We start from the raw sequence: 11,983 nt of genomic DNA, 5'->3' as shown, positions 1-11,983 counted from the left end.
AAAATGAAACGAATGTGGAATGTGGCCGCGCTCGGTGCGGTCATCGTGATTGGGCTTGGGACGTTTGCCGTTGATGCGACGGAACCGAAAGCAGAATGGGCGTTAGACATCAGTTCGAATCCATCAGTGTGGGAAGACGCAGTGGTAGAGATTAGTTATAGCACAGAGGATGATGTTGAACAGCGGTTTGAAGTGACGACTGAAGAGAGTCACATCACGTCAAATTTGAACTATATAGCTGAGGGATTGCGATATCGGGAACGTTTGAATGGAGATGCGCGTTCCATTCATAGAATCATGAATGGATGGACGTATGCCCAATCGATTCGAACAGAAGACGGATATATCGGGGTCGGTCAGGATGGGATGAAAGAGCTCATCGTGTTTAAACAAGAAGATGGAGAAAAGTTATCGACATTTTCATTCGATGCCAGTGATTCAAAAATATACGACATCGTGAACGGGGTGTGGGCAGGCGCATTTCTGAATGATGGCCAGTTAAACTTAGTCTATCGAGATGGATATGACGGTGAAGAAAAAACAATGCTCGCTACGTTTAATGAAGCGATGAATGAGGTGACCGTCAAAGAATTGAGCATGGATAAAGGATTTATCACCCATGTCATCAATACGAATCGATTTTACGTTACTGATTTATTATCACAGATGGCAGAAACACGGTACATCCCTGTCGGTGTCAGCTCGTACGAAGTGATCCGAGAAGGGGAAGAGGAAATCAATGTTGAGGATCCGGATCCAGGACTCTTCGCTTACGATACAAAAACGGGTAAAGTTGTTCAACTGGCAGAAGGGCAAGGCTTTTGGGATTATACAGTGTCGGGCCACAACCTGTTCGCCTTAAATGAGGACGGCGAGGAACTTGTCATCGACTTGAACACCGGGAAACAAACGACCCGGGAAGTTCTTGATTCAGTGGATCACGCATTCTATGAAAATGGTCGCCTTTACCAAACGCGCCAAGCGAAAGACGGGGTCGTCATCGATGTATACGAGGATGGGAAACAAATCTCGAGTGCGGCAATCACGCCTGAAAATGAAGAAGCGCGTGATATGCTCAAACAGATTGACGTATATGTCAGATAAAAATATAAAAGATGGGTCCATCCAAAATATAAGTCAGAGTTATTATGAATGATGATTGCTACGATAACGTTATAACGATGAAAATGACTCATCTACTGCCTAAGCGGACATAGTTGTCCGTTTTTTTGTTTTGTACAACTCTAAATATAGACATATGTCTTGCCCCTTAGAACATCTTTTTCGGGCTTACATTCCAAATTTCAGTATGTTAATTTGCGAGTGAATGGGAGGTTATATAAATGAAAAATTCGACTAAAGAGTGGATTTATATCCTGCTCCTCGCAGCCATTACTGTTATACACTTTTTTGTGGATGGCTTGTCTGAGAATAGTAAAGCGGTTATAACCATTGTAATTTTTCTAATCGCTGTAGTGCTTAAGTTTGTAGTAAAAACGAAGGAGGACTAACTTGTCTATAAAATCGAAAGTCATATCAGTTATGATGGTGATGATACTCGTTTTGTCTACCTCATTTATACCAGGAGATTCAGCTAGCGCTGCTGAAGATTTGAATGAACAGGACTTACAGTTAATTGAGATCCTAACTGCAATCGAGAATATGCCGGATGAAGTGATTATGCAGGGCGAGGAAGCCATTAAAATATACCTTGAGAATGAAGTAAGTTTCACACTTGATTTGGATGAAAGACAAGATTTAGCGGGTGTTCGAAAGGCTAGTATAGGTTCAATTGCAGGTTGTGTAGGAGCCGTTGGAACTGCAATCGTCATCAATTTTACTCCAGCGAAAATCCTGAAAATCAAATCTGCCTTGAAATCTGTCGGTGGTGCTACGAAGTTTGTTAAAGCAATCAAACCATACTATCAGATGTCACGAGAAGATAAATTAAGTAAGACAGCGTCACTCAAACAAGCTGTTCGACTCGCCGCTAAAGATGCAGGACCAGATGCGCGCGAAGCCTTGCTAGACCTCTTCGGTGTTTCATCTGTGATTGGATCATGTTCAGCAGCCTTTGGAAAATAAAAAAACTCCGATGGATTTCGGAGTTTTATAAAACTTGAGCGGGTCTTGGTATACCCGCTCTTTTTAGTAGCGTTGGAATACTGAACTTGTGCCGATCAACATGGTGAGGGGATGATTGCATGCTGATCCTGCTTTTTTTACTTAGTCGGTTTCGGTATGATGACGCCTTCTTCTAAATCAAGCAACAAGTCAATCAGTTCCGCGCAGAACTCTGGGAACTGCTCCAAAAAGGCACCGGGACCGACTTCATCTGTAAAGTCGATATACAGATCGGCGACATTCCCAGACATCTTCGCAGGTAAGGCGAGAAACGCCGAACCGAAACGCCAACTGCCTCGGATATCGAGTAGCTTCCCGAGAATGAGGTCGCCGGTCTCACGTTCTTCTGGTAACTGAACAGCGTATGTCTCTTTTGACTCCCAGTCTTTCAACTGACCGTCTTCTGTGACTTCAAAGATGCTACAACGCGGGACAGCTAGTCCACGGAGTGCGTGATAGAGGGCAGGGGACATGTCGCTCTTATGGTCGGCCAAGTAGCGACCATGGGGTGTCATCCCATCCTCATCCGTCTCAAAGAAGACGGCCCAATCGATGAAGAGGTCACGAAAGAGTTCGGCATCTTTTAAGTGCCATGTCCCTTCCGATGCAATCTCTTGAATATAGTTCGTCCACTGTGTGCTTCGCGCAAGAGCCGCTTGCTCATACAACTTTTTCAGTTCGGCAAGCAATTCGGACTCTTCGACGAGCAAAGGGAAGGGAATTACTTTCCGGTCTTTTTTCATCGGCGCGGTCCTCGCTTGTTCGCAGGACGTTTGACGACAGGAGGCTTCTCCTCAATCCGTTTCTCAATCACGTCACCGCGATAGATTTCGAGCTCTTTCAACTCGACACCGAGTTGACGCGCGAACGATTTCAAGTGCGGCAGGTCATCCGTCGTCACGAGGGAAAGGACAGTGCCTCCCGCGTTACCGCGAGCGGTACGGCCGGAACGGTGAATGAAGTCATCGATTGATTCCGGTAAGTCGAAATGGACGACGTGTGTCACGTCTTCAATATCGAGACCGCGTGCAGCGAGACCGGTCGTGATGAGGAGCGGGTATTCGCCTTTGCGGAATTCGCGTAGCGTCTCGACGCGTTCGCGCTTCCCTTTCAAGCTGTCGAGCATCCGGTAGTTCACTTTCAACTTTTCAAGTTCTCCGCGAAGCGGTGGCAAGAACGAGCGGTTGTTGATGAAGGCGAGTGCCTTCACACCGTCGACGTGTGAAAGACGACGAAGAAGTTCCGGTTTATACCGGCGCGTCGTCAACAGATAGCCGTACGTCACTTGATCGCTTACGGCACGTTCGATTTTGATATGAGCCGGTTCGTTCATGAATGGTGACGCCCACTCTTGGAGTGAGTCGGTGAGTGTTGCCGAGACGAGTGCAAGCTGACGCTCGTGCGCGGTATGCTTGATGATTCGTTCTGCGGCCTCTGTCAAACCGCTGTCGATGATTTGGTCGGCCTCATCTAAAATGACGGTATGTGTTTCGTGGAGCTTCAGTTTTTTCTTGTCGATCAACTCGACGAGACGACCCGGCGTCCCAACGATCAAGTGAGGTTTTTTCTTGATTCGGTCGATTTGACGTTTCAATTCGACACCGCCGATGAACGAACCGATGCGGACGTCGGCTTTTTCGGTGAAACGTTGTGCGACTTGTTGAATCTGCATGACAAGTTCACGGGTCGGGGCGACGACAACGACTTGGATGCGGTCATTCGACGGATCAATCTTTTCAATGGCTGGAAGGAGGTAGGCGAGTGTCTTACCCGTTCCGGTTGGTGCCTCGATTGTCACGTCTTTTCCATCTAATAGTAGGGGAAACGCTTCTTTTTGGACCGGCATCGGCTCATTGAAGCCCATCCGTTCCCACGTTTCGTTAATAAAAGGTTTTGTAAAATTCATATTCGGTCTCCTTATCTTTAGGCAAAAACAAAGGAAGCGACAGCGCTCCCTCGTCAAATATAGCGAACATGCTCCTGACCATCTTCCATGGAAGAACGTAACGTCTGTGTATACGTCTGACCGTCTTCGATGAGTTGGATGTGGGCGTCTGCACCTTCTGCTGTCAATTCAACTTTCTCAATCGTGAATCCTTGATAAACGCGATACTGTAACTCGGCCGTCATGTTCTCGAACGGTTTCAGTTCCGGATGTGTCGTAATGACATGGATTGGACGCGACAAAAGTGCGGCGAGTAGCTGGTCGCGATAATCAATAAAATCTTCGTTCTCGATGTCATCGTCGAAGCGGATCCAAAACCCTCCGTCTTCAAATTCTGTGATAAATCCGTCACGCTTTTCGCCGGCCTCATCGACCTTTAATGAGATGCGATCGCCAACCTGAAAGGCGTGATTTGCTGTTAATGGTTCATACGTCATGAGTAGAACCCCTTCCTCTTATACAATGTTCTGCCTTCATTGTGTCTGATACGACACAAAAATTCAAGTTCTAACCGAGTGATGTGAGATTAATCACCTTAATAACTGTATAGTTCGTCACAGAACAATCAAATTAGTACAGATGATAGGTAAACCTTATCTAATTAGGGATCATCTGTTTCAAACTATATAAACTAGCAGATATAACAGTTTGTAAAACGCTTTCAAAAACGGCTATTTCATCACGTTCATAAGATTGTTACAAGTTTCACAAGAATGTAAAACATATTGTTCACGTTTTCACGTACACTCACAGTATAGATAACACGCAGTTACTTTCGAGAATGAGGAGTGAATCAACATGGCAACCGAAATCAAATCCGCATGGTCAGGTTTTGTCCCTGGTCAGTGGACGAATGAAGTAAATGTCAGTGAGTTTATCCGTTTGAACCGTCATGAGTACACAGGAGACGATGCGTTTTTAGCAGGTCCGACCGAAGCGACAAACGTTCTTTGGAATCGTGTGATGGAACTAACAAAAGAAGAGCGTGAACGTGGAGGCGTCTGGGACGTCGATCAACACACACCATCGACCATCGTATCGCATGGACCAGGTTACTTAAACAAAGAGTTAGAGAAAGTCGTTGGCGTTCAGACGGATGAACCGTTCAAACGTTCGATTCACCCGAATGGCGGCATTCGTATGGTCGATGCGGCACTCGAATCATATGGTTTCGAGCCAGACGAAGAAATCACAAAAATTTACTCAGAGATTCGTAAAACACATAACCAAGGTGTCTTCGATGCCTATACGCCTGAAATGCGGGCCGCTCGTAAATCAGGGATCATCACGGGGCTTCCAGATGCTTACGGTCGTGGACGCATCATCGGTGACTATCGTCGCGTCGCTCTCTATGGAATTGACTTCTTGATGGCAGAACGTAAAAAGGATTTAGCGAAACGCGGCGGGTTCTTATCTGAGTCTGACATCCGCGATCGGGAAGAACTGAATGAACAACTTCGTGCCCTCCAAGAACTTAAACAACTCGGAGCTGCATATGGATTTGACCTCGGTCGTCCTGCGGAAAATACGCAAGAAGCATATCAATGGGTATACTTGGCGTATCTTGCTGCCATCAAAGAACAAAACGGTGCCGCGATGTCACTCGGTCGCGTCTCGACCTTCCTTGACGTGTACGCTGAACGTGACCTTGAAACGGGTCGCTTAACAGAATCAGACGTCCAAGAAATCGTTGACCACTTCATCATGAAACTTCGAATCGTCAAATTCTTACGGACACCGGACTACAATGAATTATTCTCAGGTGACCCGACTTGGGTGACAGAATCAATCGGTGGGATGAGTCAAGACGGTCGCTCGAACGTCACGAAGAGTTCATTCCGGTTCTTGCATTCACTCACGAACCTCGGACCAGCTCCAGAACCAAACTTGACGGTCCTTTGGTCGACGAAACTTCCAGAAGGATTCAAACAATACTGTGCGAAAATGTCGATTGAAACTTCGGCTATTCAATATGAGAACGATGACTTGATGATGCCACAATTCGGTGATGACTACGGCATCGCATGTTGTGTGTCACCGATGAAGATCGGGAAACAAATGCAGTTCTTCGGTGCGCGTGCCAACATGGCGAAGGCTCTCCTTTATAGCATGAACGGCGGTCGTGACGAGAAGAGCGGTGCTCAAATCGCTCCAGTTTGGGAAATGAACACAGAAGACGTGCTTACGTACGAAAAAGTATATGCCGACTTTGACCGGACGCTCGACTGGTTGGCAGAGCTATACGTGAATACGCTCAACGTCATTCACTTCATGCACGATAAATATGCGTATGAACGAATCGAAATGGCGCTTCACGATCCTGAAATCTTACGGACGATGGCTTGTGGGATCGCGGGTCTCTCGGTAACGGCGGATAGTCTTTCAGCAATCAAATACGCAAACGTCAAACCGATCCGTAATGAAGAAGGAATCATCGTCGACTTCGAAACAGAAGGGGACTTCCCGAAATTCGGAAACAATGATGACCGTGTCGATGCAATCGCCGTCGAACTCGTCGAATCATTCATGGAGAAAGTACGGAAACATAAAACATATCGTGACGCACTTCATACGCAATCGGTCCTCACGATCACATCGAACGTCGTCTACGGTAAGAAAACAGGAAATACGCCAGACGGTCGTCGTGCGGGTGAACCATTCGCTCCAGGTGCCAACCCAATGCATGGACGGGATACAAAAGGTGCGGCTGCATCGCTCTCATCTGTTGCGAAACTTCCATTTGAACACGCACAAGACGGAATCTCTTACACGTTCTCAATCGTACCGAAAGCACTCGGAAAAGAAGAAATCGCACGCGAACTCAACTTGGCGGCGCTTCTCGATGGGTACATGAGCGGAGAGCACAAAGGACATCACTTGAACGTTAACGTCTTCAACCGCGAGACGCTTCTCGACGCAATGGAACATCCAGAAGAATATCCACAACTCACAATCCGTGTATCAGGATATGCGGTCAACTTCATCAAGTTGACACGTGAGCAACAGATCGACGTCATCAACCGTACGTTCCACGGTTCGTTGTAAATAAAGGCTTAGCGGCCTTCTACGGAGGGCCGCTCATTCGTTAGGAGGTCATTTCGATGACAATGGGATATGTACATTCGGTCGAATCATTTGGAACAGTTGACGGCCCTGGTATTCGCTTTATCGTCTTTTTACAAGGTTGTGCGTTACGTTGCCTCTATTGCCATAATGCAGATACGTGGGATTTCAAAAAGAATAATCACCGCTCGGCTGAAGACGTCATTCAAGAGGCGCTCAGCTACCGTCCGTTCATGGACGCATCGAAAGGCGGCATCACGATTTCTGGTGGCGACCCACTCGCGCAACCTGAATTTTTAGAGGCGCTGCTGCGTGAAGCGAAAAAGCATGGGCTTCATACGACACTTGATACGTCTGGTGCGCTCCGACCTCCTAATTTGGATGCGATTTTAGATCACACCGATCTTGTCTTGCTCGATATCAAGCATATCGACGACGACATGTGTAAAAAGCTAACGGGACGTAGCAATGCCAACACGCTCGCGCTTGCCGAACACCTTTCCGAGCGCGGAACGAAAATGTGGATTCGCCACGTCCTTGTACCTGGATGGACGCTCGAAGAAGGTGCGCTTCGTCGCACGGCCGCGTTCATTCAAAAGCTAGACCATGTCGAGAAAGTCGAGATTTTGCCTTATCATGAGATGGGCGTCTACAAATGGGAGGCGCTCGGACTCGATTATCCGCTTAAAGGCACGAAGCCCCCGACATCCGATGAAGTCGAATGGGCAGAAGGGATTTTGCAGGGAACCGTATAAAAAAGCAAGCGCAGGCCGATGTGGTCTGCGCTTGCTTTACGTTACACTCGCTTTTTCTTCTTTTCTAGGACGCGGGCATGTTCTGCCTGTTTTTTCTCCATATAGAGAAGCTCTCGCTCAAGTTTGAAGTAGCTCGCATAGCGTTTCGCATCTAGCGTACCGCTCGTGAGTGCCTCTTGGACGGCACAGCCCGGTTCTTTCTGATGTGAGCAGTCGCGGAAGCGGCATGTCTCGGCAAGTGCTTCGATATCGCGAAACGTCTCATCGAGGTGCTCGCTTCCTTCCCATAGTCCGAATTCTCGCATCCCTGGTGTATCGATGACGTATAAGTCGTCGATTCTGAACAGTTCGCGGTGTGTCGTCGTATGTTTTCCGCGCTCGTCCTGCGCCCGGACGGCTTGTGTGACGGCAAGTGTCTCGTGGGCGAGGGCGTTCGTCAGCGTAGATTTTCCGACGCCGGACGAACCGACGAAGGCGATTGTGCTCTCACTCGGCAATGCGTGACGAAGTTCAGCCACACCTTTTCCCGTTACAGCACTAACGGGGAATACTTGAATTCCAGGTGCGTTCACTTGAATGTCTTCGAGCAATGTGTCGACGGAGTCGACTTGATCGGTCTTTGTCAAGACGATGATTGGGATTGCCCCGGTGTCCCAAGCGGCTAGCGTATAGCGTTCTAGGCGACGAATGTTGAAGTCGTGTCCACACGCCATCGTAATCAAGACGTAGTCGACGTTCGCGCAGATCAGTTGTTCACGTGTCTCGTTGCCGGCGGCCGCTCGTGAAAGAACGGTCCGACGCTCAAGGAGATGGTGAATCGTACCTTGACCATGCTCGCGAACTTGAATCGTGACATAATCGCCGATGACCGGGTAATCCCGTTCGCTCGTCGCGGCATGTCGAAATTTTCCGGAAACCCCGCACATATAGGCGTTTTCTCCGATTGATACCGTATAAAGATGTTGGAACTGTGCCGTGACACGTCCCGTTTCAGTTTGTTGATTCAAAAAGAATCCTCCTTTTAGTGATGGAGGACGACAGCCCTCCGATTTGCTGACATTTGGTTACGTGCATGCATCATGTTGCTCATAAAACATCATCCTTTCGTTGTTCGATAGCATTAGTGTACCACAGTTATTGGAAACGGTACCATCTCAGTCTAAAGACCGAGGTGAAACAAGCCTTCCGCTCGTCGACCTATGTCAAATAACGTATTATGATAAGAGTGTACTTAACAAGGAGGGATGACAGATGAATCACCAAGTGAAAAAGGTGTTGTTCATCGTGGCCGCGATCGCTCTAGTGCTCGTGTTGATCGGTTCTTTACCGAATATGATTTTATTCGGATTAGGAGCGCTCTTGACGCTTTGGGCTGGAGTCCGTTTTCAGGCTGTGACACACATCGGTGCTAAAGTTGGTTTCGGGATCCTTGCTGTCATTGGGATTGGGACGATGCTCTCAAACATTTGGGCGCTTGTCGGAATCATTGTCGCGTGGTTGTTGTTTAAAGGGTATATGATGTATACAAGTGAAAAACGCGACCCGGATGTCGAGATTTTAAATGCAGACGGAACGCGTGCCGGCCGGAGCAGCTTCCAGCAGTTTGATCAAGTGTGGCAAAAATTTGTTAATCGTCGTTGAGATTTCATAAGGAGGATTCACCATGAAGACACCGTTTGATCAGTTTCGTGAATTAGCGAATGAATTGACGAAAGAAATTTCGAAAGAAGTGAAGAAGTATCAGGATAAAGAGATGCCACGTTCAAGTGGAGAAGCGGAATTGAACCGTCATATCCGTGGAGCGGAGAAGGAAGCGTTGTCGGTTGAACGACTCGTGGAACGTCAACGTACATTGCTTGCAGAACTTGCTGAAAAACGTGATGATGCCAAGAAGATGGCAGATAAACGATATGAGCAAACAGAACTGGCGAAACAAGCCGGGGAAGAAAAGTTGGCAGAACGTGCGGCACTCGAATCCAAACATTACGGGGAACAGTACCGTTACTTTGAAGGATTGATTGACGAAGGTGAGCGCGAGTTAGATACATTAGAGCGTCGTGCGCTCGAGATGAAACTCAAACTCGATGAGATGCAAAATAAACGTTATGAGTTTGCGATGCGCGAAAACCTAGACTTGTTAAAAGGGGCACTCGACCAAATCTTTGGTCAAAATACGTCTCAGTCGCATCCATTCACTGAGGAAGAAAAGAAAGAACAACCTGCCGAAGAGAAGCAAGACACGCAGGAAGATGAAGATGATTTTGAAGCAAAATTGAAAGAACTGGAGCGTCGCTTTAAACAAGAGTGAGGCGATGGTTCGGCGATGACCTGAACAAGGTCATCGCTTTCTTTGCTTCATACATATGAACAGAAAGGGGGAATGGACATGGAACGTTGGAACACACGTCAAATCATTGGATTTATGATTATCTTATTTTCAGTCGGACTCTTCATCGATATTGTGACGGGTGGGAATAGCGTCTTATTCAGCATGATCCTCCCGCTGCTTCTCCTCTACATCGGTCGACGGTTCAGTCGTCGGGGGAAGCAGTCTGCTAGCTATATTTTTTACGCAATTGGGGGAATCCTCTTGATTGGCTTGATTTTCTCATCTGCGGCATTCGGATTCGTGCTCTCCGGACTCCTCCTGTTATTCGGCTATCGACTCTATAAGAATCGACCGGTCGAATCGAAAATCCGGACACCCCTTCGTCAAGAACAAGCCTTCTCATTTGGGATGAAGGAATCGGGGCACTATGTGTTACGTGATACGAATGAGTTCTTTTTACTACGGGACGTTGAGATGGATTTGTCACAAGCCATCATTCCGGAAGGAGAGACGTTCTTACTCCTCAATGGACTTGCGGGAGACATTCGAATTCTCATTCCTGCGGGGTATGACTATTCGATTGACGCATCGATCGGGTTCGGTAAAGTGCAGGTCGATGACTCGAACTATTCGCCGGTGTTCAATCGTCGCTTCTATACAGCGTCTGATGATTATGTCCAGGCTACACGAAAAGTCCGGATTCATATCGTGCTCATGAGCGGAAGTGTCGAGGTGATGACGGTATGAAAAAAGATTCTTATCCACGAACGGTCGTCTGGCATCAACTGTTTAGTAGCTTGTTGACGGCTTTCTTGATTACTGTAGCGTTTCTCATAGGTGACTCGACTTCATTGAGCGATTTATTTTCGCGTGAAGAAGGGTTGCCTTTCGGTGTGTCCATTCTAGTGATTGCCGTCTTGATCGGAAGTATCTTTGGCGTCGGTTCGTATTTTTATTTGCGCCGAGACTTTCGGGAAGTCGCCAATGCCCTTTGGAAACTGGAGAACCAAAAAGACATCACCTTCCGCCCGATGTCCCCATACCGAGATACACTCGAACGAATCGTCCGCGTATCGAAACAGCGCCAAGAGATGGTCGAGATGGCGAAGCGAGTCGGTGAGCGTCCGGTCAGTGTGGAAGAGGCGCGGAGTGAGGCCGTCGTCGAAGAAAGACGTCGCGTCGCACGAGAACTTCATGATTCGGTGAGTCAACAGCTCTATGCCATCTCGATGATGACGACAGCGGTCAAACAGACGATGCAGACGAAACCAGAACTCGCGAGTAAACAAATGGAACAAGTCGAGCTCATGGCGCAGACCGCACAGGCAGAGATGCGTTCGTTGCTGTTACAACTTCGGCCGGTCGAACTAGAAGGCATGACACTAAAGACGGGAATCGAACGCTTGTTAGAAGAACTGTCTCGTAAACAATCGACCGAGCTCGTCTGGCGTTTAGAGGAAGTGAAGCTCTCCCGGCACACTGAAAATGAACTGTTTCGGATTGTTCAGGAAGCGATTAGTAACACGTTACGACACGCCAAAGCGACTCGTTTAGAAATCGAGATGCGAACCGTGCAACAGACGGTCATCTTAAAGATTAACGATGACGGAATCGGATTTAATGTGGACGATACACAAGTCGCCTCATATGGATTACAATCGATAAGAGAGCGTACGGCAGAAGTCGGTGGAACGTTGCGATTGGTCAGTGTGCCGAATGTCGGGACACAAATTGAAGTACGTGTGAAACAACAAGTGGAGGGGTAAT

At 47.6% G+C, this 11,983-nt stretch carries 12 protein-coding genes; 8 read left to right on the top strand and 4 right to left on the bottom strand.

From position 1 onward, the window contains the following. The first annotated feature begins 3 nt into the window (after positions 1-3). Positions 4-1,104 carry a hypothetical protein gene (locus tag ACFO4U_RS12845; protein ID WP_214691482.1) on the top strand — a complete coding sequence of 367 codons (1,101 nt, stop codon included), beginning with the start codon at positions 4-6 and terminating at the stop codon, positions 1,102-1,104. Positions 1,105-1,512: 408 nt separating this feature from the next. Then, positions 1,513-2,085: a hypothetical protein gene (locus ACFO4U_RS12840; protein ID WP_084543114.1), complete on the top strand. Its 573-nt coding sequence runs from the start codon at positions 1,513-1,515 to the stop codon at positions 2,083-2,085. A gap of 137 nt (positions 2,086-2,222) precedes the next feature. Here ACFO4U_RS12840 and ACFO4U_RS12835 read toward each other — a convergent pair whose 3' ends face one another. From ACFO4U_RS12835 to ACFO4U_RS12825, 3 genes are read right to left on the bottom strand one after another with little or no spacing between them, the layout of a single operon-like run. Next, on the bottom strand, positions 2,223-2,867 hold the full coding sequence (locus ACFO4U_RS12835) for a hypothetical protein (protein WP_196431564.1): 645 nt from the start codon (positions 2,865-2,867) through the stop codon (positions 2,223-2,225). After that, the gene (locus tag ACFO4U_RS12830) at positions 2,864-4,030 is read right to left on the bottom strand and encodes a DEAD/DEAH box helicase (RefSeq protein WP_214691483.1); all 1,167 of its coding nucleotides are present in this window, start codon (positions 4,028-4,030) and stop codon (positions 2,864-2,866) included. Before ACFO4U_RS12830 ends, ACFO4U_RS12835 begins: the two co-directional genes overlap by 4 nt. 53 nt (positions 4,031-4,083) lie before the next feature. Beyond that, positions 4,084-4,506 carry a hypothetical protein gene (locus tag ACFO4U_RS12825; protein ID WP_015880830.1) on the bottom strand — a complete coding sequence of 141 codons (423 nt, stop codon included), beginning with the start codon at positions 4,504-4,506 and terminating at the stop codon, positions 4,084-4,086. Between the two features lie 361 nt (positions 4,507-4,867). Here ACFO4U_RS12825 and pflB point away from each other — a divergent pair, with 361 nt between their 5' ends. Both pflB and pflA read left to right on the top strand, forming a co-directional pair. Further along, positions 4,868-7,114: a formate C-acetyltransferase gene (gene pflB / locus ACFO4U_RS12820; protein WP_214691484.1), complete on the top strand. Its 2,247-nt coding sequence runs from the start codon at positions 4,868-4,870 to the stop codon at positions 7,112-7,114. A gap of 56 nt (positions 7,115-7,170) precedes the next feature. After that, positions 7,171-7,887 carry a pyruvate formate-lyase-activating protein gene (pflA, locus tag ACFO4U_RS12815; RefSeq protein ID WP_074037738.1) on the top strand — a complete coding sequence of 239 codons (717 nt, stop codon included), beginning with the start codon at positions 7,171-7,173 and terminating at the stop codon, positions 7,885-7,887. A 41-nt stretch (positions 7,888-7,928) separates the two neighbouring features. Here the strand turns inward: pflA and rsgA are convergent, their stop codons facing one another. Beyond that, positions 7,929-8,894, bottom strand: coding sequence for a ribosome small subunit-dependent GTPase A (rsgA, locus tag ACFO4U_RS12810; protein ID WP_214691485.1), 966 nt, complete (start codon positions 8,892-8,894; stop codon positions 7,929-7,931). 244 nt (positions 8,895-9,138) lie between these two features. Here rsgA and ACFO4U_RS12805 point away from each other — a divergent pair, with 244 nt between their 5' ends. The 4 genes from ACFO4U_RS12805 (at position 9,139) to ACFO4U_RS12790 (ending at position 11,982) form a co-directional block, all read left to right on the top strand. Next, positions 9,139-9,528 (top strand): lmo0954 family membrane protein, encoded by a 390-nt coding sequence (locus ACFO4U_RS12805; RefSeq protein WP_031421063.1) that lies wholly within the window; start codon positions 9,139-9,141, stop codon positions 9,526-9,528. A gap of 22 nt (positions 9,529-9,550) precedes the next feature. Further along, complete coding sequence (locus tag ACFO4U_RS12800; protein ID WP_074037735.1) at positions 9,551-10,195, top strand: PspA/IM30 family protein; 645 nt, start codon at positions 9,551-9,553, stop codon at positions 10,193-10,195. A gap of 78 nt (positions 10,196-10,273) precedes the next feature. Further along, positions 10,274-10,963 (top strand): cell wall-active antibiotics response protein LiaF, encoded by a 690-nt coding sequence (liaF, locus tag ACFO4U_RS12795; RefSeq protein WP_015880836.1) that lies wholly within the window; start codon positions 10,274-10,276, stop codon positions 10,961-10,963. Next, the gene (locus tag ACFO4U_RS12790; RefSeq protein ID WP_074037734.1) at positions 10,960-11,982 is read left to right on the top strand and encodes a sensor histidine kinase; all 1,023 of its coding nucleotides are present in this window, start codon (positions 10,960-10,962) and stop codon (positions 11,980-11,982) included. The genes liaF and ACFO4U_RS12790 overlap by 4 nt, the downstream gene beginning before the upstream one ends. Position 11,983: the final 1 nt, after the last annotated feature.

The sequence above is a fragment of the Exiguobacterium profundum genome, from assembly GCF_042652865.1.
GTDB lineage: Bacteria > Bacillota > Bacilli > Exiguobacteriales > Exiguobacteriaceae > Exiguobacterium > Exiguobacterium profundum.
Note: the sequence above shows the minus strand (reverse complement) of the source record. Positions and strands in the feature narration are given on the sequence as shown.

Bases quoted from the DNA above. Each gene is read 5' to 3' on its own strand.
- pflB (WP_214691484.1), top strand. From the start codon at position 4,868: ATGGCAACCGAAATCAAATCCGCATGGTCAGGTTTTGTCCCTGGTCAG.
- ACFO4U_RS12825 (WP_015880830.1), bottom strand. From the start codon at position 4,506: ATGACGTATGAACCATTAACAGCAAATCACGCCTTTCAGGTTGGCGAT.
- ACFO4U_RS12800 (WP_074037735.1), top strand. From the start codon at position 9,551: ATGAAGACACCGTTTGATCAGTTTCGTGAATTAGCGAATGAATTGACG.
- ACFO4U_RS12830 (WP_214691483.1), bottom strand. From the start codon at position 4,030: ATGAATTTTACAAAACCTTTTATTAACGAAACGTGGGAACGGATGGGC.
- ACFO4U_RS12845 (WP_214691482.1), top strand. From the start codon at position 4: ATGAAACGAATGTGGAATGTGGCCGCGCTCGGTGCGGTCATCGTGATT.
- pflA (WP_074037738.1), top strand. From the start codon at position 7,171: ATGACAATGGGATATGTACATTCGGTCGAATCATTTGGAACAGTTGAC.
- ACFO4U_RS12790 (WP_074037734.1), top strand. From the start codon at position 10,960: ATGAAAAAAGATTCTTATCCACGAACGGTCGTCTGGCATCAACTGTTT.
- ACFO4U_RS12805 (WP_031421063.1), top strand. From the start codon at position 9,139: ATGAATCACCAAGTGAAAAAGGTGTTGTTCATCGTGGCCGCGATCGCT.
- liaF (WP_015880836.1), top strand. From the start codon at position 10,274: ATGGAACGTTGGAACACACGTCAAATCATTGGATTTATGATTATCTTA.
- ACFO4U_RS12835 (WP_196431564.1), bottom strand. From the start codon at position 2,867: ATGAAAAAAGACCGGAAAGTAATTCCCTTCCCTTTGCTCGTCGAAGAG.